A 24,937-nucleotide genomic window follows, 5' to 3' on the forward strand; every position below is an offset into this window, starting at 1 on the left:
CCCTCGTGCTTCGGACTTCCCCGTTTCGACAGGGACTTCTCAAGAAGATTTCTCAAAAAGGATATCGGTCGATCGGCAACGGTCCGTTAGGCCGGGACCGCGGCGCGGGCACCGCCGACGCCGGGGCGAAGGCATCGAGCGCAAGCGACCCGATCCGCCGCACGGCGACGGCGTCAGGTCGGATCCCCCGCCGACGCGATTCCCATGGCCGGAACGGGCTTCGTTCGCACCGGCTTCCCTCTACCACGCGGCGACGGTGCCGTCTGCCCGCGGTTCGGCGGCGCCGACGAGAACGCCGTCCGGCTGCCGGAGGATGATCTCCCCCCGGCCGAACGCCGCCGGCCCGACCGCCCAGCGGACATCGTGCCCCCGCCGCTCGAGGGCGTGGACGACCGTCGGCGGAAAGCCCTCTTCAAACTCGACGGTCCGCCCTTCGACCCACCGCCAGCGGGGCGCATCGAGGGCCGCCTGAGGGTTCAGGGCAAAATCGACGAGGTGCATCACCACCTGCAGGTGCCCCTGCGGCTGCATGAACCCGCCCATCACGCCGAACGGCCCGAGCGGCCGATCGCCGGCGGCAAGAAACCCCGGGATGATCGTGTGATACGGCCGCTTCCCCGGCGCCAGGGCGTTCGGATGATCCGGCTCCAGGCGAAAGCCGAGCCCCCGGTTGTGAAGGGCGATCCCCGTCCCCGGGACGACGAGGCCGGAGCCGAACCCCATGTAATTGCTCTGGATGAACGAGACCATCGTCCCGTCGCCGTCCGCCGCCGCGAGGTACACCGTCCCGCCGGCCGGAAGCCGCCCCGGCGCCGGATCGAGTGCCCGGTCGCCGATCGCCCGGCGCCGCTTCTCCGCGTAAGCGTCGGACAACAGGGCGGCGACGGGGACGTCGGCGACCCGGGGATCGGCGATCCGAGCCAGGCCGTCGGAAAAAGCGAGCTTGAGCGCCTCGATCGCCCGGTGGACGGTTTCCACGTCCTCCCGCCCCTGAAGGGCAAGCCCGTCCAGAATGCGAAGGGCAAGAAGCGTCACCAGCCCCTGACCGTTCGGCGGGAGCTCCCAGACGTCGATCCCCCGGTACGAAACCCGGATCGGCTCAACCCACTCCGGCCGAAAAGCGGCGAGGTCCTCGCCGCGGAGGAACCCGCCCGTTTCCCGGGAAAAGCGGTCGATCGCCTCCGCAATCGAGCCACGGTAAAACGCCTCCGCCCGCGTTTCGGCGATCGCCTGAAGCGTCCGGGCGTGGTCCGGAAAGCGGACGACCTCCCCGGCCGCCGGCGCCCGGCCGGCCGGGGCAAACGTCTCAAACCACGGCCGAAAGAGCGGCCCCTCGAGCCGGCGGCGGTACGCTTCGACCGCCCGGGCCCAGTGTTCGGCGACGACCGGCGAGACGGGAAAGCCCGCCTCGGCGTATTCGATCGCCGGCTCGATCAATTTCGAAAACGGAAGCCGACCGAACCGCGCCGACAGGGCCGCCCACGCCGCCGGCGCGCCGGGGACCGTCACCGGCGCCCAGCCGGTCTCGGGCATCGCCCCGTAGCCGGCCTCCCGAAGCGCCTCCGGCGTAAGCCGCCCGGGCGCCGGGCCGCTGGCATTGAGGCCGTACAACCGGCCTTCGTGCCAGACGAGGGCGAAGGCGTCGCCGCCGATGCCGTTCGACGTCGGTTCGAGCACCGTAAGCGCCGCCGCGGTCGCGACGGCGGCGTCGACGGCGTTCCCGCCCTGAAGGAGCATCCGGAGCCCGGCCTGCGCCGCGAGCGGCTGGCTCGTGGCGACCATGCCGCGCCGGGCGTAGACGACCGTCCGGCGTGACGGATACGGGTAAAAATGCGGATCGAAGCGCATCCCTCATCCCTCCTGCCGCTTTTTGCCGCCCAAGGACCGCCCGACGAACGGCCGGCCGGACCGCCGCCGAAGCGAGATGCCGCCTCAGAAAAGGACCGGCGCCGCCCGCCGGACGATCATGCGCCCGCCCGCCTCACCGCGATTTCCGGCTTCGCCCGCCGGGCGACCGGCTTCATTCGGACCCTCCCCCCTCGCCCTCCTCGACGTCCCGCGCCCGGACCGCCCCGGTTCCGATCCGCTCCTCCCGTCGATGGCCGACCGGCCTTTTGCCCCGGCTCGGGCGCCACCCCCGGCTTCGCACCTCGAAGATGCCGAACTTCAGATAGTCTTCTTCCGGCGCGGCGAGGAGGGCCGGGTGATCGGCGGCGGCGGTCCGAAAGGCGATGCGCCGGAGGATTTTGCGGCTGTCGAAGGCCGCCTCGGAGATCACGCCGAGAAACCGCTCCCGGTCGACGAACGCCGAGCACGACGCCGTGACGAGAAAGCCGCCTTCCCGGAGGAGGCGCATCGCCCGGAGGTTGATCTCCTTATAGCCCCGGAGGGCGCCCTCGAGCGCCTGGCGACTTTTGGCAAAGGCCGGCGGATCGAGGATGACGACGTCGAACCGGGCGCCGGAGTCCTCCAGCTCCCTGAGCACGTCAAAGCAGTTCCCGACGCGAAACTCGATCCGGTCCAGAAGGCCGTTCCGCTCGGCATTCTCCCGGGCCAGGGCGATCGCCTCTTCGGAGGCATCCACCGCCAGCACCCGCCGGGCGCCGTAGTGGGCGGCGTGGACGGCAAAGGCGCCCGTGTGGCTGAAGCAGTCGAGCACCTCCGCCCCCGCCGCACCGTCCGGTCCCCAGCCTTTTATGAGCGGCTTTAAGGCGGCGCGGTTTTCCCGCTGGTCGTAAAAGTAGCCGGTCTTCTGCCCGCGGAAGACGTCCACCCGGAAGACGAGGCCGTGCTCCCGGACCTCCACCGCTTCCGGCGCTTCGCCGTAGAGAAGGCCCACTTCCTGCGGAAGGCCTTCTTTTTCCCGCACCGGGACGTCGTTCCGGAGCACGATGGCTCGCGGGCTGAACGCCGCCACAAGCGCCTCCCGGATCCAGTCCCGCCGGACGTCCATGCCGTAGGAGAGCATCTGCACGACGAGGACGTCGCCGAAACGATCGACGATCAGCCCCGGGAGAAAGTCCGCCTCGCCGAACACCATCCGTCCGAAAGCCGGGTCGTCCAAAAACCGCTCCCTCAAGCGGCGGGCGGCTTCGATCCGCCGGCGGAAAAAGTCGGCATCGATCCGCTCCGCGGGGTCGTACGTGAGCACGCGGACGAAGATCTGCGACGCTGGGTGAACAAACCCTCGGGCGAGAAACACCCCCTGATGGTTGACGACATCGACGACGTCCCCCGGGGCGACCTCGCCCTCCGTCCGGAGCACTTCCGTCCGAAACACCCACGGATGGCCGGCTTCCAAGCGTCGCTTCCGCGTCGGCGAGAGGACGACCCGTCCCCGGACCGCCGTTCGGGGGTCGCCGGAAGTTCGGGGATCGCCGGAAGTTCGGAGATCGCCGGAAACGAGACCATAAACCTCTGAAGCCGCTGAGGCAAAAGCGCGGAGATCGTCGGACGATCGCATCGATAATGCTCCCTTGTGATTCAGGATTCTACCTCCGGGCGTTCGGCCGGCGCCTGAGGCTCCCCGACCGACGTCCCGTGCGCTACGGTTGCGCCGCCCGCGACACGGCCGGCGCCTCGTGCGTTACGGCCGAGCCGTCTGTGTTACGGCCGGCGCCTCGCGCGTTCCGGTTGCGCCGTCCGCGACACGGCCGGCGTGCGGAGAGCTCCGGCCGGATCCGGCGTCCATCGCCGGGCCAACCGGCCACCCGCCCGGCCCGCCGGGGCGCCGGCCCCTGCCCGTTAGCGGGCCGCCCGCTCCCGGAGATAGGCGAGCACCGCCCGGTCGATTTTCCCTTCCGGCGGAAGCCGCATCTCAAAGTTTTCCCGGAGGTGAAACGCCTGAAGCGCCGCCCGGAACGCCGCCTCCGTGACGGCCGCCGGATCGACCGGCGCCTCCGGAGCGTCGCCGGGGGAAGGGACACCGGCGCCGAGCCTTCGCCCGGACCCGACCGCTTCTTCTGCGCCGCCTTCTCCTCCGGCGCCGCCCGGCCGCGCCGTCCCGGAATCTTCCCGGCTCCGAAGATACCCGAGGCGCGCAAGGGCCCGAACGAGCTCCGTCCGAAGGGCCGCATCGATCGTCACGAAGTCTTCCGCCCTCGGCCGCTGAAAATACAGCCGATGCAGGCGAAGAAGCCGCTCGAGTTCCCGCACCGGCTCCGGATGATCATCGACCCTAAGGTCGAGGTACCGGTCCGAAAGGCCGTCATAGCCGCCGCCCGGGCGCTCGACGACGAGCGCCGCCGACTGCTTCCCCCGGGCGTCGCCGCCGGCCGCTTCGCCGGCCCAAAGCGCCCGCAGCAGCCGTTCCGCGAGCTCCCCGTCGGTCCGCTCGAACGCCGCGGCCATCCGCTCGATGACCTCCGGTCCGGTGAGAATGTTGCCCTGCACCGCATAGTGCCGCCCCGTCCGGCCGCCGGCCCACGGCGTGCACGCCTCCCCGGTGTACGTCGCCGCGCCGCCCCGGACGTCGACGAGGCCGACCTGCCGCACCGCCCGCCGCTCATCTCCGGCGACGAGGGCCGCCAGCGCTTCTTCCGCCGACTTCCCCTCGGCGATGAGCCGGAGTCCCTCCGGCCCGTACTGCGGGTTCGCCCACGCCTGCGTCGCCACCGCCCCGACGCCGGCTTTGACCCACGGCACGACGCTCCCGACGGCGAGAAACTTCGACGCCACCGCCACTCCGACATCGCCGGTCGCCGGGTCGTAGGCCACGATGGAAAAAGTGACCACCGGCGCCGGCGCGATTCGGTTTGCCCTTTGCGACAAACGGGACCCTCCTTTCGGTTCCTTCAAGACGCAAAGCGAACGGCCGCGACGCGGGGCAATCGCCAACGGCCGACCCCTTCCGCCGCCTCCCCTCGCCAACCCCTCTCGCCGGACGGGAGCGCCGCACCATCGCCTCGGCGCGAGCGCGCCCCGTCCGCCCGCTCCTTCCATTTGCCGGCCTTTCCTCTCCCTTTGCCCCCGGTCTTCGCCTGTTCATTCCCCGAGTTCCGCTTCCAGATTCGTTTTGTCAGCCGGGCATCACCAACCCGCCGTCGACGACGAGATATTGGCCGGTGATCTGCGCGGCCCAATCCGAAGCAAAAAAGAGAACCGCCTGCGCCACATCCTCCGGGGTCGTGACGCGGCGAAGCGGCGTGTTGGCTTCGATCAGCGCAAATACCTCCGGCGTCGTGGCAGAGCTGGCATCTGTCATCCGGAGGAGACCTCCGGCCACGGTATTGACCGTGATGTTGTACGGTCCGAGATCTTGCGCCAAATTGCGCGTGAATCCTAAAAGCGCCGCTTTCGCGGTCGTGTAGTCATGGTACGCGACCACCGGATGGTTGAGCAAATTTGTACCGATGTTGATGATACGGCCAAATTTCCGCTCCATCATGGATTCGACCGTGGCGCGCACCGTGTTGAAAGCGGCTTTGAGCGTCCCGTCGATTTGCGCCTGATAATCGTCCCATGAGATCTCCCATGCCGGCTTTCGGACCTCGGGATCGAAGCGATAATTCACCAGCGCATTATTCACCACCACATCGACCGGCTGTCCAAAAACGTCCGCGGCTTCGCGAACCATACTTTCGACCTGGGCCAAATCCCGCACATCGGCTTGAAGCGCTACCGCCCGTCCTCCGAGTCGGCGGATAGCTTCCACCACGCTCCGAGCAAGATCTTCGCTCCGGTAATAGTTCACGACGACGGCGCTCCCCTGCTGTCCAAACGCCCGCGCAATCGCGGCCCCCAGCCCCCGGCCGGCCCCTGTGACGAGCACAACGCGCCGTTCCAGCCCCAGCGACATGCGCTCACGCCCCCCCTTTCGGCTGTAATGGTTTTCCAATCGGTGCGCTCGGTTCAGGTTGCCTCCATTATAAGTCAATGTTAATCACCGGTCACAGAACCGACCATCCACCCCTCCGCACAGCGCTTTTAGCCCCTCTATTTTGCATGAAAGGCATAGAAAAAACAAATGCAATATGCAAATTTAATCATTTACAATCAAACGACCATGGGTTAGAATAAGGCTAGCTATTCAACTTTCGGATGCCCCGCTCCATCCCCTGAAAAAGGAGGTCGGTCCCTTTGACGATGCCATGGCGGCATCCTGGGGCTTTCCGCGGGAGCCTCATCATGCTTGCTGCAGCGATCGCCCTGGCCGGCTGCGGCGGCAAACCAGCCAGCAGCCCGGCCGGCGAAACGACTTCAGGCGAAGGCGGCAAAGAACAAAAAGCCCAGACGGTCCTCGTCTACGCCCGCGGCGGGGACTCGGTCTCTCTCGATCCCGCGACGGTGACCGACGGAGAATCGCTTCGAGTAACGAAAAACATCCTCGAACCGCTCCTCCAGTATGCACCGGACAGTTTTGAGGTCAGGCCCGCCCTGGCCGAACGATGGGAAGTCAGCGACGACGGTCTCGTCTACACGTTTTATCTGCGGAAAGGGGTCAAATTCCACGACGGCACAGATTTTAACGCCGACGCCGTCGTCTACAACTTCAAGCGCTGGACGAACCCGAACGACCCCCACTACGCCGAGTTCGAATACTACCGGTCCCAATTCGGCGACCTGATCGAAGACGTCGTCGCGATCGATGACCACACCGTTCAGTTCCGGCTCAAAGAGCGCCAGGCGCCGTTTCTTCAGAACATCGCCATGGACCCTTTTGCCATCGCTTCGCCGGCAGCGCTCGAAAAATACGGCGCCGACTTCGGTCGACACCCGGTCGGCACGGGACCGTTCGTTTTCAAGGAATGGAAGCCGAAGCAATCGATCACCCTCGAAAGAAACCCCGATTACTGGGGCGGCGCGCCGAAGCTGGAGCGGATCGTTTTTACCGTCATCGAAGACAACTCGGCCCGGCTTCAGGCGCTTAAATCCGGCGATGTCGACCTGATCGACGGCGTGTTGCCGAGCGACGTCAAAACGCTGAAAGCGGACGGACGTTTTCAAGTCTGGGATCGACCGCCGAACAACGTCGGCTACCTCGGATTTAACACCAAAAAAGCGCCGTTTGACGATCCTCGCGTCCGTCAGGCCGTCGCACACGCCATCGACAAACCGGCGCTCATCGCCGCGTTTTACAGCGATCAGGCGGAGCCGGCGAAAAACCCGATGCCACCCACGATCGCCAGCTACAACGATGCCATCGAAGACTATCCCTTTGATCTGGAAAAGGCCAAATCTCTGATCCAAGCCTCGGGCTACGATGGCCGAGAAGTCCTGTTCTACGCCATGCCCGTCTACCGGCCGTACATGCCGAACGGTCCGAAGATCGCCGAAGCGATCCAGGCCAACCTCTCCGCCATCGGGTTAAAATCGAAGATCGTCTCACCGGAGTGGGCCGTCTACCTCGACGAGACCAAGCAGGGAAAAGCCGACCTCTTCCTTCTCGGCTGGATTGGAGACAACGGCGACCCGGACAACTACCTTTACGTCCTTTTGGACAAGGACAACGCCGGCGGATCGAACCGAACATTCTACGACAACGAAGACGTCCACCGACTGCTTACGCAAGCGCAAAAAGAGCTCGATCCCGACAAACGAGCCGCCCTCTATCGGGAGGCGCAGGAGATCATCCATCGGGACGTTCCCATGGTGCCGCTCGTCCACTCCATTTCTTCCCTCGCCGGAAAACCGACGATCAAGGGGTTTACCCCTCATCCGGGCGGAAGCGACAAATTGACTGACGTTTACTTTGAAAAGTAATGGCGAGTTTCCCATGAGACCACCTGGTGAAACGGCGCCAGCCGCGCGCGGGCGCCGTTTCCCGTTCGGAGGAAGGTCCCATGTTCCGTTACGTCGTTCGGCGGCTCCTCATGCTTATTCCGGTCCTGTTCGGCATGTCGATCGTCGTATTCGCCATCGTTCACTTGATCCCTGGCGATCCGGCGACGACGATCCTTGGTGAGCGTGCTTCTCCCCAAGCCATCGAACGTCTGAACGTCGAATACGGCCTCCAAGAGCCGCTTTTCGTCCAGTACGGCCTGTACCTGAAGCGGATTCTCACCGGCGACCTTGGCGTCTCGCTGCGCACGGGTCGGCCGATCGCCGAAGAAATCGGCCCCTATTTGGCGGCAACAGTCGAACTATCCGTCGCAAGCCTCCTGTTTGCCGTCGTCCTGGGCACGAACCTCGGCATTCTCAGCGCCTGGCGACAAAATTCCTCGTTTGACGTCGCCGCGATGCTCCTTGCGCTCGTCGGCGTTTCGGTGCCGGTGTTCTGGCTCGGGCTGATGGAACAGTGGATCTTTGCCGAAGTGCTCCACTGGTTTCCTTCCTCCGGCCGCGATAATCCGCGGGATCCAGTGAACGCCATCACCAATCTCTATCTGCTCGACAGCCTGCTCGCCGGACGATGGGATCAGTTCGTCGACGTCGCCCGCCACCTCGTCCTTCCCGGCGTAGCCCTCGGGACGATTCCGATGGCGATCATCGCCCGCATCACCCGATCGTCAATGCTTGAGGTTCTCCGTTCCGACTACGTCCGCACCGCCCGGGCGAAGGGGGTTCCGACGCTTTGGGTCGTCTACAAGCACGCCCTAAAAAACGCCCTCATTCCGATCCTCACCGTCATCGGCATGCAATTCGGCTTTCTGCTCGGCGGCGCTGTTTTGACGGAGACGATTTTCGGCTGGCCGGGCATCGGAAGATATATTTATGAAGCAATCAGTTATCGGGACTATCCCGTCATTCAGTCCGGCATCTTGGTCGTCGCCACCCTTTTCGTGCTAATCAACCTGATCGTGGATCTTCTTTACGCTTGGTTGGACCCGCGGATTCAATACCGATAAAAACGAAAAAGTATTGGGAAGGAAGGGTTTTTCTTGCCGGAGATTGCGCCTTCTTCTGTACCGTTTGCTGCCGAATCACCGGTCGGCAAAAGCGAACCCAGCTTTTTTGCTCTTCTCTGGGGTCACCGTTTTTTTCGCCTAGGAGCAGGGCTTTTGTTTTTTCTCGTCCTTCTTGCCGTCTTTGGACCGCTCATGCTCCCTTACAATCCGAACGAACCTTCCCTCACCGACCACCTGACCCCGCCGACCTGGTCCCATCCGTTCGGAACCGACGATTTGGGGCGCGACATATTGACGCGCGTCGCCTACGGGGCCCGCATTTCGCTCTGGGTTGGCTTCGTCGCGGTCGCCGGTGCCGCCGCGGTTGGGACGATCCTCGGCCTTCTCGCCGGTTACTTTGGACGGGCCGTCGATGCGTTCATCTCTCGATTGTTTGACACGATGTTCGCTTTCCCGAGCATTCTTCTTGCCATCGCCATCGTCGCCATTCTCGGCGGCGGCCTGATGAAGGCGCTCATCGCGGTGTCCATCATTAATATCCCGACCTTTGGTCGGCTCGTTCGTTCACGGGTACAACAGCTGGCTCAGGAAGAATTTGTGCTCGCGGCCCGCACGATCGGCGTCGGCGATGCCCGCCTCCTTTTTCGCCACATTTTGCCGAATGCGACAGCGCCGATCATCGTCCAAGCGTCTTTGAGCATCGCCACGGCAATCCTCGAAACGGCCGCCCTCGGATTCCTCGGTTTGGGTGCCGAACGGCCAACGCCAGAGTGGGGACGGATGCTGGCCGATGCGCGAGAGTATTTCCAAATCGCGCCGTGGACGATGTTTTTCCCCGGGTTTTTCATCATGCTTACGGTTTTGGCCTTCAACCTGATCGGAGACGCTCTCCGGGATGTCTTTGATCCGCGACTCCGGCCATGAGAGTTCTTCGCCCGACTAACTTTGCGATCGCGCTCCGCTGTGAACGCGAAGCTGATTCCTACCAAAACGAACATCAGGGGGGAAGGTCGTGCCCCAAAAAGCGGCGCAACCCCGCCGCGTCGTCGTCGTCGGCGCCGGCATGGTCGGGCTTTCGACCGCCTGGTTTCTCCTGGAGCGGGGCGTCGACGTCACGGTCCTCGAAAGCCGGCATGTCGCCGCCGGAGCTTCATGGGGCAATGCCGGCTGGCTGACGCCGGGCCTTACGGCCCCGCTTCCGCATCCGTCGGTGTTACGGTTCGGGCTTCGGGCCCTCTTTCGTCCGGACTCGCCCCTTTACGTGCCGATCCGGCCGAGCTTAAGCCTGCTTCGCTTTTTGCTCGGCTTTGCCCGCCACAGCACCCACGCCCGCTGGGCGGCAGGGGTCCGGGCTTACGCCCCGATGATCCGCCGGGCCTACGCGGCTTACGGCGCGCTGGCCGAAAGCATCAGCGAACCGGTGTACGACGCCGAGCCGTTTTTGGCCGGGTTCCAGACGCCGGAGGAAGCCCAAGAGCTCATCGATGAACTCGAATCCCTCCGGAAAGAAGGAATCGAAGTCGAGTATGAACGCCTCACCGGTGAAGATGCCCGACGCCTGGAGCCCGCCCTGTCGAGCCGGGTCCGCGCTGCCGTGCGCCTGGATGGTCAGCGGTTCATCCACCCGGGCCGATACATGGACGCCCTGGCCCGCTCCGTCCGTGATCGGGGAGGAGACATTCGGGAAGGCACGGCAGCTCGCGAAGTGGTCGATGAAAACGCGCAAGCGACCGTGGTGCTCGAAAACGGCGAGCGCCTGACGGCAGACGCCGTCGTCATCGCCACCGGCGCCGATCTTTCCCGGTTGGCCAAACGATTCGGTGTCCGCACCTTCGTGCAAGCCGGACGGGGCTACAGTTTCAGCATCCCGATGAAACGTCTTCCTGCCGGACCCGTTTATTTTCCCGTCCAGCGGGTGGCCTGTACGCCGCTGGGGGACCGGCTTCGGGTCGCCGGAATGATGGAATTCCGTCGCCCCGAAGAACCGCTCGATCCGCGCCGGATCGACGCGATCATCAAGGCCGTCGAGCCGCTCCTGGAAGAAGCGGACTTTGCCGATCGCCGCGATGAATGGGTGGGATCGCGTCCTTGCACGGCGGACGGGTTGCCGCTCATCGGCCGCACGGCCTCGCCGCGCGTGTTCGTGGCAGGCGGACATTGCATGTGGGGCATCTTCCTCGGACCGGTGACCGGAAAGCTCGTGGCCGAAGCTGTGACGACGGGGAACATCCCGGCAGAACTTCGACCGTTCGACCCGCTGCGTTAGCGGGCGGGCATCGGGGCGTCCGCCGCATCCGCCCGATCGCCCAAGGCGGACCGAACCGATCCACGGAGGAGGGTGACGATGGAGCCGCTTCTTTCGGTGCGCAACTTGACCACGATGTTTACGAGCGGTCGCCGGGTAGCCCGGGCCGTCGACGGCGTCGATCTCGACATCTTCTCCGGGGAGACGCTCGCCCTCGTCGGCGAGTCGGGGAGCGGCAAAAGCGTCACGTCCCTTTCGATTCTTCGCCTCATCCCGGACCCGCCGGGGAAAATCGTCGCGGGCGAAATCCGGTTTGAAGGGCGCGACCTCCTTAAGCAGAGCGAGCGCGAGATGAACCGCATCCGCGGACGCCGCATCGCCATGATCTTCCAGGAACCGATGACGGCCTTAAACCCCGTTTTTACCATCGGCGAGCAGCTGGTCGAGGCCGTCCGCGTGCACCGGAGCATGAGGCGTTCCGAAGCCGAGCGGCTGGCGGCGACGTGGCTCGAACGGGTCGGCATCGGCCGGCCGGAGGCGATGCTTCGCGCCTATCCGCACCAGCTTTCCGGCGGCCAGCGCCAGCGCGTGATGATCGCCATGGCGATGATCAACGAACCGGCCCTCCTCATCGCCGACGAGCCGACGACGGCCCTCGACGTGACCATTCAGGCCCAGATCCTCGACCTCATGCGCGAGCTCAAAAGCCGAACGAACACGGCGCTCCTTCTCATCACGCACGACCTCGGCGTCGTCGCCGAGATGGCCGATCGGGTGGCCGTCATGTACGCCGGCCAGATCGTGGAAGAAGCGCCGGTCGAGCGCCTCTTCGACGATCCCCGGCACCCCTACACCCGAGGGCTCATCCGCTCCATGCCGCGCCTCGACGACGACCGGCCCCGCCTCGAGGCGATTCCCGGCACCGTTCCGCCGGCGCACGCCTTTCCCCCCGGCTGCCGGTTTGCTCCTCGCTGCCCGTTCCGGACCGAAGCGTGCGCGGCGATGCCGGCGCTTCGCCCGTTCGGCCGGCCGGAGGACGGCCACCGGGTCCGCTGCCACCTCGCCGAGACGCTGCCCGTCGAACCGGCGGCGGCCGCCTCAAACGGATGAACCGGCCCGACGCCGACCGCCGCTTCGGCATCGGCGGCGCTTTCCCAAGAAAAGGAGGGATCTGGCCATGCCTCATCCCCTGCCGGAGGCCGTCGCTGCGAGGCACAACGCTACACCCCCGCTTCTGGAACTCGAAAACGTAAAAAAATATTTCCCGATCCGAAGCGGCCTCTTCCGCCGCCCCACCGGCGCCGTCCGGGCCGTCGATGGCGTGAGCTTCACCTTGCGCGCCGGAGAGACGTTCGGCCTCGTCGGCGAATCCGGTTCCGGCAAATCGACGCTCGGCCGTCTGATCGTCCGCCTGTACGATCCGACGGACGGCGCCATCCGCTTCCGCGGAGCCGACATCAGTCGCCTGAAGCCGGCCCAGTTCCGGCCGTACCGGAAGCACATCCAGATGATCTTTCAGGACCCCTACGCCTCCCTCAATCCCCGGATGACCGTCGGCACTCTCATCGAAGAGCCGCTGATGCTGCACACCGACCTCGGCAAAAAAGAGCGTCGGGACGAAGTCCGCCGCCTGCTTGCGATCGTCGGCCTGCCGCCGGATGCCGCGAACCGCTATCCGCACGAATTTTCCGGCGGACAGCGGCAGCGGATCGGCATCGCCCGGGCCATCTCGATCCGTCCGAGCCTCGTCATCGCCGACGAGCCGGTCTCCGCCCTCGACGTGTCGATCCAGGCGCAGATCATCAATCTGATGATGGATCTGCAGGAGGAGTTCGGGCTGACGTACCTCTTTATCGCCCACGATCTCAGCGTTGTCAAGCACATCTCCGACCGCGTCGGCGTGCTTTATCTCGGCCATCTCGTCGAATTGGCCGACAAAAAAAGCCTGTTCAAAGACCCGCTTCACCCGTACACCCAGGCGCTTCTCGCGGCGGTCCCGGTGCCGGACCCGAAGCGGCGGCGGGAGCGGATCCTCCTCACCGGAGAGATTCCGAGCGCCGCCCGGCCGCCGTCCGGCTGCGTCTTTCACCCCCGCTGCCCGAAGGCGATGGACGTCTGCCGGAGCGTTCGGCCGCCCCTTCGGGAGGTCGGCCCCGGCCACGCGGTCGCCTGTCATTTATTTGACGTCCAAAGCGCCTCCAGCACCGCCTGAAGCGGCGCCCGGGCGCAGCCGATCGCTTCGTCCGCCGCGCCGTAAAACACCGTCACCGTGCCGTCCTCGTCGAGGACGGCGCCGGTGGGAAAGACCACGCCGCCGAAAAAGCCCCGGCGCTCGTAGGGTGCCTCCGGTTCCAGAAGCGGCGCCGCCGTCCGGGCGAGGACCTCCCACGGCCGGTCCCGGTGCAAAAGCACCGCCCCCATGGCGTAGCGGTTGTGGCGATCTGCGCCATGGTAGAAGAGGAGCCAGCCTTTCTCTGTCTCGATCGGCGGCGCACCGGCACCGACCCGCGCCTCGTCCCACGCCCCCGGCCGGACGCCAAAGACCGGCCGGTGCTCGCCCCAGTGCCGGAGATCCGGCGAGGCGGCGTACCAGACGTCCGGCATCCCGATGCCGGCCGGCACCGGCCGATGCAGGAGGACGTAGCGGCCGCCCAAGCGGCGGGGGAAGAGGACGGCGTTTTTGTTCTCCGGCGGGAGCGCCACGCCGAGCCGCTCGAACGTCCTCCCGTCCCGGGAAGCCGCCAGCATGACGACGATGCCCCGGGCCGACACCGCCGCATACGAAAGCACGAGCCGGCCCTCGACGGCGACGATGCGGGGGTCTTCCATTCCCCACGCCTCCGCCGGGTCCGACGGCCAGAGGATCGGCCGCGGGTCGACCTCCACCTGCCCGTCCGGCCGGAGGACGGCCCGCCGCAAGAACGAAAACGACGTGAGGGCGACGATCCGCCGGCCGTCCCGCTCGACGACGACCCGAGGGTCGGAAAAGTCATACCGATCGTCGTCGAACCGGAACATTCGAACCTGCCGGGCGCTTCCCCCGCCGCCCTCCGGCGTCGGAGCGCTTTCCTCGTAGACCGGGACCCGAAGGAGCCCCGCCGAAGAACGCGGGCGCTCGGCGCTACGGAAGATGAGGAGGAGGCCCTCTTCCCACCGGACCGCCGCCGGATTGAAGACGCCGATCACCTCATCCCCCGGGACGACCGGCGGCACGTCGTCCGGCTGAAGAAGCGGCGCCGGACCGCACCGTTCGAACACCGCCCCCATTCCCTTCCGATCGCCTCCTTCCGACCGTTCAACCGTTCAGCCCCCAGCGGTTCCCCGGCCGGCGCCGTCCTTCAGGCGGACCGCAAACACGTCTTCCAGCACCCGGGCGAGGCCGTCTTCGTCGTTCGGCGGAGCGATGACATCGGCCGCCGCTTTGGCGAGGTCGCTGCCGTTCGCCATCGCGATGCCGAGCCCCGCTTCCCGGAGCATCTCGACGTCGTTCCACTCATCGCCGACGGCGACGATTTCACTCGGCGAAATGCCAAACCGCCGGGCCAGAACGTGCATCGCCGTCGCTTTCGTCACGCCGGCCTTGAGCCCCTCGAGCCACGTCCACGTCGTCCGGATGAAGCGGACATGCGCTCCGAGAAGCGCGCTCAAATAAGCGTGTACCGCTTCTTTGTCCGGCTCCTCGGGGCGGACGAGGATGTTCGTCACCGGCGCCTGTCGGACCCGATCGGGTTCGAGGGGATGCGGTTCCAGGTTCCGGTAATCGGCAAACGTCGTCCGCACCTCGTCGTCGAACCGGGAGACAAAATACGCATCCGGCGCCTCAAACAGGAGATTCCGGATCCGCCGTTCCTGACCGAGAACCGCCATCGTCAGATCCAGCGCCTCGGCGTCGATCGCCTCGACGTGCCAGAGCGGTCCCGTGAGACCGGAAAAGATCGCCGCGCCGTTTAAGGCGATGACCGGTCCCTGGAACGGAACGTCCTGAAACAATGTCCGGACGGAGTATATCGCCCGCCCCGTGGCGATGACGACCCGGACGCCGGATGCCTCCAGCCGGGTGAGGATCGAACGCGTCCGGGGCGTGATCGTCTTTTCCGACGTGAGGGCGGTGCCGTCGAGGTCGACGAGCACCATGCGAAAATCCCTCGCCACTTTCATCCTCCCTACCGGCGCCGGTCTCGACCGCCGGCCCGGCCGCTCAGACATCGTCCGGCTTCGGCGCTTCCGGCGGAGAGACCGGAGTTTTCGCATTGACAGGAGTTTTACCGCCGGCACCGGAATGATACAATGAAAGCATCGGTGATGCGAAGAGGGGGCCTGACCGGGGATGTCCTGGATCTTCCTTGTCATTATAGTCATTATAGCATCGGTCGCGGCGGGGATCATCGGGTTTTATCTGGGCGTCTACTTTATGAAGCGGCAGCTTCTTCTCGCCCACCACCATCAGGACCGGGACGTCCGTCGCTACGCCCGCGGCAAAAGCTCCCCCTGGCCTCCGACGGAACTCAGGCGGGCTCGGGAAGCGATCCGCCGCCGGCACCGGCCGTCGTAAGACGGCCCGCCGGCAGCTTTCCGTCGCGCTTATCCCGAGGGCTTCATCGATCCGGGCGCCCGGCCGGGGCTCGGACAGTCCCGGGGCGTGTCGAACGCCCTTGTCCCGAGCGGGCCTGCGAGCGGACCGGAAGAAAAGACCGCGTGAACGGTCACCCCGAAGGCCGCGGCGGACTTTCCGGTCCGGTCGATCCGCCCGGCGGGCCGCTGCCGCCCGGGGGCCGGAGCAGAAGCTCATATTTTTTCACCCCCGGCACTTCGTAGAGGCCGCTGGCCACGAGGCCCAGAACGATCCCCTGCAGGAAGACGTTGACCACATTATCCGCCCGGATGTCCGGATACTGAAGCGCCAGCGAAAGCAAGATGCCGTAGCCGATCGCATAAAGCGGGGCATAGGCCCGCGGAAGATAGCGCTTGGTCAGGGTGACCAAGGCCATGATCACCGGCACCCATTCGAGGGCCACCTGGTTGACCGTCATCGCCGCCCCTCCTTCCTTCGCCGGCCAGCGCCGGATCCCCTTCACCGAGGCCGGCTTTTCCCCGGCATTCATTTCATATATATGCGAAAGGACGGAACGGCGATGAAGGAAGACCGCCCCTGCCGGCCGCTGGCGGTGGTCGGCGCCGGGGCGGCGGGGCTCTCCGCCGCCCTCTGGGCCGCCCGCCTCGGCTGGATGCCGGCTGTGTTTGAAGCCGCCGATCGGCCGGGCGGCCAGCTTCAGGCGGTCCATCAACCGATCATCGACTACCTGGGGCTTCCGGCCCGCGACGGGCCGGAGCTCATCCGCCTTTTCTTGGACCATCTGCGGCAGGCCGGCGTCTCGATCGCCCTCGGCGTCCCGATCGCCGGCATTCTCCACCGGACGGAACCCCGACCGCACTTTCTCCTCGTTCCGGGAAAAAAAACAGGCCCCCCCGATGCCGGAGTCCCGGCGTCGACCGACCGGAAAAACGGAGGCGCCTCCGTGCTCTGCGCCCGGGCCGTCATCCTCGCCACCGGCACCCGCCCCCGGCGTCTCGGCGTCCCCGGGGAAGCGCTCATCGCCGAAAGCGCCTGGAGTTCCACCAGCCGGAACGCCGAGCGCTTTCACGGCCGGGCCGTAGTCATCGTCGGCGGAGGCGACCGGGCGGTCGAGGGGGCGCTGAACGTCGCGCCCCACGCCGCGGTTGTCACGCTCCTCGTCCGGGGGGCCGCGCTCAAGGCGCGCAGCGCCCTGCGGCAAAAACTCCCGTCCCACCGAAACATCCGCATCTTCTACCGGACCGTCATCCGGCGGATCGAAGCCTCAGACGGCCCTGGCCCGCGCTATCGCCTCCTGCTCGCCCCTTCGGACGGCCCCCCCTCCGAAGCGGGCGCCGGGAAGACGGAGGAAAGCCTTCCGCCGGTCCTGACCGCCGACGACGTCCTCCTTCGCATCGGCATGGAACCCGTCCTCCCGCCGATCTGGACGGAGGCCTCCGACCCCGGCCGATCGCAGGCCGAGGACGCTTTTTTGGCGGCCGGCGGAGCGATGCTGGAGGAGACCGTGCCGGAAGGCATCTGGATCGCCGGCGACGCGGCGCTTCCTGCCAGCGAGCGGAGCGTCGCCGCCGCCGTCGGCAGCGGCATGCAAGCGGCGAAGCGGGCCGTCCTCTGGCTGGAAGCGCAGCAGATTCTCTCCGAAGCGGACGCCTCCGAGGCCGGCGGTTGACGCAAACCAAAGGAGTCGAAACGCGATGTACGAAGTCTTTCGCGATCGATTCGGCCGGACGGTCCGCCTGACCTTCGATCCGGCCGATTTTCTCCCGGCCGGCCACGTTCTCGTCGTGCCGTTTTACCGGGGCCGGATCGTCTTTACCCGCCACCGGGAGCGGGGGATCGAACTTCCCGGCGGCAAGGTGGAGCCCGGCGAGACGCCGCTTCAGGCTGCCGTCCGGGAAGCGTATGAAGAAACCGGGGCCCGCCTCCGATCGATCGCCCTCATCGGCCAGTACGTCGTCGACGATCCGGACGGTGGCCGCCTCATCAAGTCGATCTACCGGGCCGACGTCGAAGCCCTGGAACCCCGGCCATTTACGACCGACACCGAAGGGCCGGTGCTCTTCGACGTCCTTCCGGTCGAGGTGCGGGACGATCCCCGGTTTTCCCCCTACATGCAGGACGACGTCTATCCCCGCCTGCTGGAAGTCCTCGGGCTCCTCGGCGAACGGCGGCAGGCGTAGAGGCCTCGGCCGAGCCCTCGAATCCGGAGGCGCCCCTGGCCGGCGGTCCGGTCGACTCTGCCTCCACGAGACGTCGGCCCGACGGGTCGTGCCTGCGTTCTCTCGCGTCGCGCTTTGAGCTTAAAGAGCTTTGAGCTTAAAGAATGGAAAGGGCGATGGCGATGACCGCCTTTCCGAGAGATTTTCTCTGGGGTGTGGCGACGTCGGCCTATCAAATCGAAGGAGCGGTGGCCGAAGACGGCCGGGGGCCGTCCATCTGGGACGCTTTCGTCCGCCGACCCGGCGCCGTCGCCGGCGGCGACACCGGCGACGTCGCCTGCGACCACTACCACCGGTGGGAAGAAGACGTCCGCTGGATGGAGATCCTCGGCGTGAACGCCTACCGGTTTTCCATCGCCTGGCCGCGCCTTTTTCCCGAGGGACGCGGGCCCCTCAACGAACGGGGCCTCGCCTTCTACGCCCGGCTGATCGAACGCCTCCTTCAGGCCGGAATCACCCCGGTCGTCACCCTTTATCACTGGGACCTCCCCCTCGCCCTGCAGGATGCGGGGGGATGGGCGAATCGCGACACCGCCCACCGGTTCGCCGAATACGCGGCGGCCGTCGCCCGACGCCTCGGCGACGCCGTCCGCTGGTGGATCACCTTAAACGAGCCGTGGGTCGTCACCGTGATGGGCCACCTCACCGGCGAACACGCGCCGGGCCTGAAGGATGTTCAGCTTGCCTTTCGGGTCGCCCATCACCTGAACCTCGCCCATTTCGAAGCCGACCAGGCCATCCGGACCGAAACCCGAAACGCCCGGGTAGGCCTGACCAACCTGATGACCAAAGTCTACCCAAGCAAAAACGACAACCTCGACGTCGCCCTCGCGACCGCCTTCGAGCGGCTGCAAAACGGGTGGTTTCTCGATCCGTTTTATTTCGGCCGCTACCCGGAGGAGCCGGTGACGCTCCTTTCCCTCCTCCCCGCCGCCCTTTGGCCGCCCGAGGCCGGCGATCCGAAGGCGGCGCTGGAGGCGATGCAGGCCGAGGCGGCCCGGTGGGTGCGGCCCCCGGATTTCCTCGGCGTCAACTACTACTTCCCGACCCGGATCGCCTTCCGGGCGGGCGGCCCGTGGGGCGGCCTCGACTTCGTCGAACCGTCGGGCGTCGAACGGACGGCGATGGGATGGGAAGTGGCTCCGGACGGCCTGGTCGCGGTCCTCCGGGACCTCAAGGAGCGCTACCGGCCAGAAAGGATCATCATCACCGAAAACGGCGCCGCCTACGACGATGCGCCCCAGACCGACGGCCGCATCGACGATCCCGCCCGCATCCGCTACCTCGAAGCCCACGTCGACGCCGTCCGGCAGGCCATCGAGGGCGGCGTCCCGGTGACCGGCTACTTTTACTGGTCGCTCCTCGACAACTTCGAATGGGCCCACGGCTACACGAAACGCTTCGGCCTCCTCTACGTCGACTACGGCACCCAGCGGCGGACACCGAAGGCAAGCTTCTACGCGTACCGGGACCTGATCGCCGCCCGCCGCGGCCCATGAACCGTGCCCGGCTCCGGCCGGGCCGTTTTCGTGCCGCCGGAAGGCCGCCGGCCATCGACGCAAGCTCCGCACCGGCGGCAAAAAGCACCGCGCCAGCGGCGCAAACGTCGACGGCCGAAAGCCGCTGCGGCCGCCGGAAGACCGGCGGCCATCGGTGAGAGGCGCCGCGCCCCCGACGTTAGACGCCCGAAAGAAAACTTCAAGCAAACCGCGCCGTGAGCGCCGGAGGCCGGCTATGAACGCCGGAGCACGGCCATCCGCCGGCGGAAGGCGCCGCGCGCCCGAGTGAGCGCCTCGAGCCAGAGGGGCTCCCGGAAGAGGGACAGGAGCCCGACGTACAAAAGCCCCCCGCCGGCGATGACGGCCATGAGGACCAGCGCCCGCCAAACGGCCGACCCTTCGCCGAGGAGGAGCGGGCTCCCGGCGATCGGCCAGAGCGCCGCCCCCATCCCGGCGGAGGCCAGGGCCGAGCGAGCGAGGGACTTCTGCACGGCCGGCAGACCGACGCCGCCGATCCGCCGCCGAAGCGAGACATACTGCATGAGGCTTGCGATCGTGAGCGCGATCGACGTCGCCAAGGCGAGGCCGAGGTGCTGCATCGGCCCGACGAGGAGGAGATTTAAGCCGATGTTGAGGCCGATGGCGATAACGCCGTTCAGCATCGGCGTCCGGGTGTCCTGCAGCGCGTAAAACGCCTTCGTCCAGAGTTCCCGCGTCCCGAGGCCGATGAGGCCGAGGCTGAAAAAGAAAAAGGCGCCCGCCGTAAGCTCCGTCGCCCGGGCGTCAAAAGCGCCACGCTCGAAGAGGACGGCGATGATCGGCCGGGCGAGGAGGAGGCTCCCGACGGTGATCGGAACGAGGATGAGCATGAGGGCGGCAAAGGACCGGGCGACGCTTTCCCGGAGCGCCCGAAGGTCACCGTCGGCCGCCTGACGGGAAAAGCGCGGATAAAGCACCGAAAGGACCGAGAGGACGACGATGCCGTAGGCGAGCTGGACGACCTTGTTGCTGTAGTTCAAAGCCGAGATGCTGCCCTCGCTCAGGCCGGAGGCGAGCATCCGGTCGACGACGACGTTGAGCTGCGCCGCCACCGTCCCGATCATCACCGGACCGATGAGGCCGACGACCTGCCGGATCCCCGGTTCCTTGAGGTCGAAGACGACGCGGTAGCGGTACCCTTCCCGGACCATCGACGGCAGGAGAAAGACGACCTGCACCGCCACCGCCAGAAGCGTCACCCACGTAAACCCGGCGATGCCGAGGGACCGGCCGAAGACGAGGAGGTAGCCGACGACGACGACGTTAAACGGGATGCCGACCGCCGCCGGGGCAAGAAAGCGGCCCCGGCTCTGAAGGTACGCGGTGAAGATCGCATTGAGCGTCAAAAAAACGATCATCCAGAGCAAAATGCGGCTCAGGTCGGCGGTGAGCGCCGCCGCCTCCGGCCCGAATCCGGGAGCAAACAGCCGGACAAGCCCCGGCGCAAAGACAAAGGCGACGGCGCTCGTCACGAGCGAAACGAGCCCGATGACCGTCGTCGCATTATGCATAAACCGCTCCCGCTCGGCGCCTTCCAGCCGCTGGTAGACCGGGATGAACGTCGTCCCGATCGCCGCCGCCATCGCCGCAAACAGGACGCCCGGGATCGAGTAGGCGATAAAATACGCGTCCGACTCGACGCTCGCCCCGAAATAAGCGGCGATGGCCGTCTCCCGGACAAAGCCGAGGAGGCGGCTTAAGAGCGTGATGGCCATGATGGCCGCTGTCGTAAAGACCACACCGCGCTGCATAACCGGCTCCTTTCTTCCGCCCGGCGATGCGCTTCCTCCGGACAGCGTCCCGGAGAAGCCTCTGTGACTGCTTTTCCCCCGTCGCCGGTGCGGCTTCTCCTTGAAGCCACACCCGGACGCGCGTTTCGGCCTCTCAGACTACTTTTCCACCGTCGCCGGTGCGGCGCCGGCGCGGCGAAAGAGGGTGGTCGTATACAGCCCCAGCGCCGCCCAGATGAGGGCAAAGCTCGCGAGGTGGGCCGGCGTAAACGGCTCATGATACAAAAACACGCCGATCAAAAGCTTCATCGTCGGCGTCACGTACTGGATGAGGCCGACCGTCGAGAGCGCCGCCCGCCGCACCGCCTCGGCAAACCAGAGAAGCGGGAGCGCCGTCACCACTCCGGCGCCGAGCAAAAGGAGCCACACATCGGCGGTGTACCCGAGCGCCGGCCAGCCCCGGGCGCTTTCGATCAAAGCGAGGGTGAGGGCCGCCGGAAGCACCAGCATCCCCGTCTCCGCCGCCAGGCCGGTCAGGGCGTCGAGATGGAGCGTTTTTTTCACCAGTCCGTAAAAGCCGAACGAAAACGCGAGGGCCAGCGAGATCCAGGGCAGCCCCCGCACCTCCAGCGCAAAGAGCACGACCCCCGCCGCCGCCAACCCCACCGCCGCCCACTGCCGCCGCCCGAGCCGCTCGCCGAGGACGAGGACGCCAAGGGCGACGCTCACCAGCGGATTGATGTAATACCCGAGGCTCGCCTCGATGAGGTGATCGCCGGTGACCGCCCAGACGTACACCCCCCAGTTGATGGCGATCAGCACGGCGGCGAAAAAAAGCGGCCGGCGCCGGCGGGGATCGGAAAACACCGCCCCGAGCTCGCCGAGGCGCCGGCGGACGCCGAGCCAGCCGGCGACGAAGACGAACGACCAGAGAAACCGATGGGCGAGCAGTTCCAGCGCCGGGATGCCGGCCAGGTGTTTCCAGTAGAGGGGAAGGAGCCCCCAGAGCAAAAACGCCGCCAGCGCATAGCCCATTCCAGCCGACCCCTTTCCTCACTCCATTTTACCGCCGTTTCTTTCGAGTCTCAAATGATCGCTTTGGATAACGGAAATTTCGATCTTATATCACGATTGCTTTCTTCTTCATCAAATTTTTACCTCTTTTTTACCCCATCTTTACCCTCCCGCGTGACAAAAAACGGTAAACTCGAGGTACCCGTCCGATCGTGTCGAAGCGCGTCGTCGGCGGCACCGGTGGGGTGGACCGGCCGTCGCCGGAACAGCTCCGCCCTCCGAACCGCCGCCCGTCTGCGCTTCCGGCCTCGGGAAAGCGGCGGTCCCCCCAAGACGGCATCGAAGCTCCGGGACGGTCTCGGCGACGGCCCTCGGGCGGGGCGCTCCCGGACGGCGAAGGAATCGAGGCAAAGGAGGACGCCTCATGTCGGAACGCCGGACCTTTGACCTTTCGACCGAACGGTGGCCGGCCCGCTTTGCCGAACTCCTCGAACAGGGCGCCAACGCGATGCTCTTTTTCGATATACAGAATTTTACTGAAATAGAAATGCGGTACGGCGAGGCGGCCGCCCGGCGCGTTCTCGATGCCCTCGACCGGGCTGTCGCCGAGCTGGTCACCCTCGAACCGGACGTGCTCGCCGCCGGCCGGGCCTTCGGCGACGACTATCTCGTCTTCTTGCGGCTGGACGCCGCGGCGCCGGAGCACATCCCGCCGCTGGCTCACGTCCGAGGCGGGAGAATTTTAAAATGCCTCGTCGCGGCCGCCGAAGCGGCCCTCCCGTCCCTCGTCGACCGGTTCGCCTTTCATCTGAGCGCCGTCACCCTCCCGGAACGAAGCGAGGAAGCGGAGCGACAGTTTTACCGGACGATCAAGCTCGCCCTGAAGCTCGCCAAGCGCCGTCCGGCACCGGAAGACATCGCCGAGCGGGAGGCGCTCCTTCGCCTCCTGTCCCGGCGGGAGCTTTCCGTCGTCTACCAGCCGATTTTTTCCCTCGCCGACGGTTCCGTGGTCGGCTACGAGGCCCTCACCCGCGGGCCGGAGGGAAGCCCTCTGCACTCGCCGCTTAAACTCTTCGCCCGGGCGGAAGAAGAGGGCCTCCTCTATCTCCTGGAGAAACTGGCCCGGGAAACGGCCATCGCCGGCGCCGGCTTTCTCCGGCCAAGCGAAAAGCTCTTTCTGAACGTCAGCCCCGCCGTCGTCCACGATCCCGCCTTTCACCCCGGCCACACGCAGCGGCTCCTCGAAGCGCGGGGGCTTTCCGTCTCGGATTCCGTCTTCGAGGTGACCGAGCAGCAGGCGATCGACGATTTTCGCCGCTTCCGGGAGATTATCGACCACTACCGCCGCCAGGGCTTCCGCATCGCCGTCGACGACGCCGGCGCCGGGTACGCCTCCTTCCAGACGATCCTCGCCCTCCGGCCGGAGTTCATCAAGGTCGATCGCTCGCTCATCGCCGGGCTCGACGCCGACCCGGTCAAGCAGAGCCTCCTCGAAAGCTTCGTCTTCTTCGCCACCAAGGTCGGAAGCCGCATCATCGCCGAAGGGGTCGAGACCGCCGGCGAGCTCGTCCAGCTCATCCGCCTCGGCGTCTACGCCGCCCAGGGCTTTTATCTCGCCCGCCCCGCGCGCCGGCCGCCGGGCACCCCACCGAAAGACGCCGTCGAAGCCATCCTCCGCCACCGGCGTATCCTCGCCCTCCAGCGGCGGCAGGAAGACGCCGTCGAGCTCATCACCGCCCCGGCGCACACGTTCGACCGTCGGACGATCACCGCCCTCGTCCGGCAGTACCTCGAAGAAACGAAAGACGGCGGCGTCGTCATCACCGACGGCGGCCGGATCGTTGGCCTCGTCATGCGAGAGAAGCTCCTGCAGGTGCTCGCCACCCAGTACGGCGCCTCCCTCTACAGCCGCCGGCCGATCGGTCTGGTCACCGATTTCGACCCGCTGGTCGTCGACCCGAAGACCCCGATCGACGTCGTCGCCCGGCTGGCGATGGCCCGGCCGGCGGACAAGGCGTACGACTACATCATCGTCGCCGACGAAGGCCGCCTCATCGGCGTCGTCTCCATCGAAGCGATCCTGAATTACCTGGCCAACGTCAAGATGGAAGCCGTCCGGCTGGCGAACCCCCTCACCGGCCTTCCGGGGAACCACGCCATCGACCTGGCCGTGCGGGAAAAGATCGAAAAAAACCTCCCCTTTGCCCTCCTGTACGTCGACCTCGATCGTTTTAAACAGTACAACGACCGATACGGCTACCAGCGGGGCGATCAGGTCATCCGCTTCCTCGCCGACGTGCTCAAGGACGCCGCCGCCCGGCGGCCGGAGGCGGACGTCTTTGTCGGCCACATCGGCGGCGACGACTTCGTCCTCGTCGCCCCGCCGGACGCCGCCGAGCCCCTCGCCTTCGACATCGTCGCGGCGTTCGACCGGGGCATCGGCTTCTACTGCCAGGAGGCGCCGGCGCCGATGGCCTCCGGCCGGGACGGCGGCACGACAAGTCACCGGAGCGACGCGGCATCACCGATCGATCCGCCGGAGCGCGAGGCGCCGGAAGGCCCCGACCGGACGCCCATCCCGCCCGAAATTCCGGCGGCGGTCGCGCCGTCCGAGGTGCCGTCTGACGCGCCTTCCGACGGGCTTCCACTGTCAGAGGCCGCTTCCGCCTCCTTGGCGGAGCGCGTCAGCGTCTCCGTCGCCGTCGTCATCGTCCGCGATCCCCGGGGACTTTCGACCGAGACGCTCGCCGAGCGGGCTGCCGCCCTGAAGCGGGAAGTCAAGCGCCGGCCGGGGAGCGCCTCCCTCATCGCGCCGTTTTAGGCGCCGGTCGA

The 24,937-nt window shown here is 66.5% G+C and carries 20 protein-coding genes; 11 read left to right on the forward strand and 9 right to left on the reverse strand.

Features of this window, described 5'->3' with window-relative positions; translation table 11 throughout:
- Positions 1-240 precede the first annotated feature (240 nt).
- From K2M58_RS09490 to K2M58_RS09505, 4 genes are all read right to left on the reverse strand, one after another.
- Positions 241-1,848, reverse strand: a complete 1,608-nt coding sequence (locus K2M58_RS09490; RefSeq protein ID WP_220677353.1) for a gamma-glutamyltransferase family protein — start codon at positions 1,846-1,848, stop codon at positions 241-243.
- A 172-nt stretch (positions 1,849-2,020) separates the two neighbouring features.
- Positions 2,021-3,463: a class I SAM-dependent rRNA methyltransferase gene (locus K2M58_RS09495; protein ID WP_220677354.1), complete on the reverse strand. Its 1,443-nt coding sequence runs from the start codon at positions 3,461-3,463 to the stop codon at positions 2,021-2,023.
- Positions 3,464-3,744: 281 nt separating this feature from the next.
- Positions 3,745-4,770 carry a DUF1028 domain-containing protein gene (locus tag K2M58_RS09500; RefSeq protein WP_252393448.1) on the reverse strand — a complete coding sequence of 342 codons (1,026 nt, stop codon included), beginning with the start codon at positions 4,768-4,770 and terminating at the stop codon, positions 3,745-3,747.
- A 247-nt stretch (positions 4,771-5,017) separates the two neighbouring features.
- A complete protein-coding gene (locus tag K2M58_RS09505; protein ID WP_220678879.1) occupies positions 5,018-5,791 on the reverse strand; it encodes a 3-oxoacyl-ACP reductase in 774 nt (257 codons plus the stop codon).
- A gap of 335 nt (positions 5,792-6,126) precedes the next feature.
- On the opposite strand from K2M58_RS09505, the gene K2M58_RS09510 reads away from it, so the two are divergent.
- The 6 genes from K2M58_RS09510 to K2M58_RS09535 all read left to right on the forward strand — a co-directional run bounded on the left by K2M58_RS09510 (position 6,127) and on the right by K2M58_RS09535 (position 13,243).
- Positions 6,127-7,701: an ABC transporter substrate-binding protein gene (locus K2M58_RS09510; protein WP_252393449.1), complete on the forward strand. Its 1,575-nt coding sequence runs from the start codon at positions 6,127-6,129 to the stop codon at positions 7,699-7,701.
- Between the two features lie 80 nt (positions 7,702-7,781).
- Positions 7,782-8,786 carry an ABC transporter permease gene (locus K2M58_RS09515; RefSeq protein WP_220677356.1) on the forward strand — a complete coding sequence of 335 codons (1,005 nt, stop codon included), beginning with the start codon at positions 7,782-7,784 and terminating at the stop codon, positions 8,784-8,786.
- A 33-nt stretch (positions 8,787-8,819) separates the two neighbouring features.
- Positions 8,820-9,710: an ABC transporter permease gene (locus K2M58_RS09520; protein WP_252393450.1), complete on the forward strand. Its 891-nt coding sequence runs from the start codon at positions 8,820-8,822 to the stop codon at positions 9,708-9,710.
- 88 nt (positions 9,711-9,798) lie between these two features.
- Positions 9,799-11,052 (forward strand): NAD(P)/FAD-dependent oxidoreductase, encoded by a 1,254-nt coding sequence (locus tag K2M58_RS09525; RefSeq protein WP_220677357.1) that lies wholly within the window; start codon positions 9,799-9,801, stop codon positions 11,050-11,052.
- Between the two features lie 78 nt (positions 11,053-11,130).
- Complete coding sequence (locus K2M58_RS09530; protein ID WP_220677358.1) at positions 11,131-12,141, forward strand: ABC transporter ATP-binding protein; 1,011 nt, start codon at positions 11,131-11,133, stop codon at positions 12,139-12,141.
- A gap of 67 nt (positions 12,142-12,208) precedes the next feature.
- Complete coding sequence (locus K2M58_RS09535; protein ID WP_220677359.1) at positions 12,209-13,243, forward strand: ABC transporter ATP-binding protein; 1,035 nt, start codon at positions 12,209-12,211, stop codon at positions 13,241-13,243.
- Here K2M58_RS09535 and K2M58_RS09540 read toward each other — a convergent pair.
- Together K2M58_RS09540 and K2M58_RS09545 are read right to left on the reverse strand one after the other, a co-directional pair.
- Entirely contained in the window at positions 13,204-14,298 is a 1,095-nt protein-coding gene (locus tag K2M58_RS09540; protein WP_220677360.1) for a glycoside hydrolase family 130 protein, read from the reverse strand. The genes K2M58_RS09535 and K2M58_RS09540 overlap by 40 nt on opposite strands.
- A 36-nt stretch (positions 14,299-14,334) precedes the next feature.
- Positions 14,335-15,183 carry a Cof-type HAD-IIB family hydrolase gene (locus tag K2M58_RS09545; RefSeq protein ID WP_220677361.1) on the reverse strand — a complete coding sequence of 283 codons (849 nt, stop codon included), beginning with the start codon at positions 15,181-15,183 and terminating at the stop codon, positions 14,335-14,337.
- A 175-nt stretch (positions 15,184-15,358) separates the two neighbouring features.
- On the opposite strand from K2M58_RS09545, the gene K2M58_RS09550 reads away from it, so the two are divergent.
- The gene (locus K2M58_RS09550) at positions 15,359-15,583 is read left to right on the forward strand and encodes a hypothetical protein (RefSeq protein WP_220677362.1); all 225 of its coding nucleotides are present in this window, start codon (positions 15,359-15,361) and stop codon (positions 15,581-15,583) included.
- Positions 15,584-15,734: 151 nt separating this feature from the next.
- On the opposite strand, the gene K2M58_RS09555 is transcribed toward K2M58_RS09550, so the two are convergent.
- Positions 15,735-16,061 carry a hypothetical protein gene (locus K2M58_RS09555; RefSeq protein WP_220677363.1) on the reverse strand — a complete coding sequence of 109 codons (327 nt, stop codon included), beginning with the start codon at positions 16,059-16,061 and terminating at the stop codon, positions 15,735-15,737.
- A 102-nt stretch (positions 16,062-16,163) separates the two neighbouring features.
- Here K2M58_RS09555 and K2M58_RS09560 point away from each other — a divergent pair, with 102 nt between their 5' ends.
- The 3 genes from K2M58_RS09560 (at position 16,164) to K2M58_RS09570 (ending at position 19,322) form a co-directional block, all read left to right on the forward strand.
- On the forward strand, positions 16,164-17,273 hold the full coding sequence (locus tag K2M58_RS09560) for an NAD(P)/FAD-dependent oxidoreductase (protein WP_220677364.1): 1,110 nt from the start codon (positions 16,164-16,166) through the stop codon (positions 17,271-17,273).
- A gap of 25 nt (positions 17,274-17,298) precedes the next feature.
- Entirely contained in the window at positions 17,299-17,784 is a 486-nt protein-coding gene (locus tag K2M58_RS09565; protein ID WP_220677365.1) for an NUDIX domain-containing protein, read from the forward strand.
- A gap of 161 nt (positions 17,785-17,945) precedes the next feature.
- Positions 17,946-19,322: a GH1 family beta-glucosidase gene (locus tag K2M58_RS09570; protein ID WP_220677366.1), complete on the forward strand. Its 1,377-nt coding sequence runs from the start codon at positions 17,946-17,948 to the stop codon at positions 19,320-19,322.
- Between the two features lie 233 nt (positions 19,323-19,555).
- Here the strand turns inward: K2M58_RS09570 and murJ are convergent, their stop codons facing one another.
- Entirely contained in the window at positions 19,556-21,112 is a 1,557-nt protein-coding gene (murJ, locus tag K2M58_RS09575; protein WP_220677367.1) for a murein biosynthesis integral membrane protein MurJ, read from the reverse strand.
- A 138-nt stretch (positions 21,113-21,250) separates the two neighbouring features.
- Positions 21,251-22,126 carry an EamA family transporter RarD gene (gene rarD, locus K2M58_RS09580; protein WP_252393451.1) on the reverse strand — a complete coding sequence of 292 codons (876 nt, stop codon included), beginning with the start codon at positions 22,124-22,126 and terminating at the stop codon, positions 21,251-21,253.
- Positions 22,127-22,529: 403 nt separating this feature from the next.
- Between rarD and K2M58_RS09585 the strand changes: the two genes are divergently transcribed.
- Positions 22,530-24,926 (forward strand): bifunctional diguanylate cyclase/phosphodiesterase, encoded by a 2,397-nt coding sequence (locus tag K2M58_RS09585; protein ID WP_220677368.1) that lies wholly within the window; start codon positions 22,530-22,532, stop codon positions 24,924-24,926.
- The last annotated feature ends 11 nt before the right edge of the window (positions 24,927-24,937 follow it).

The sequence above is a fragment of the Hydrogenibacillus sp. N12 genome (assembly GCF_019645935.1).
Lineage (GTDB): Bacteria > Bacillota > Bacilli > Thermicanales > DSM-22653 > Hydrogenibacillus > Hydrogenibacillus schlegelii.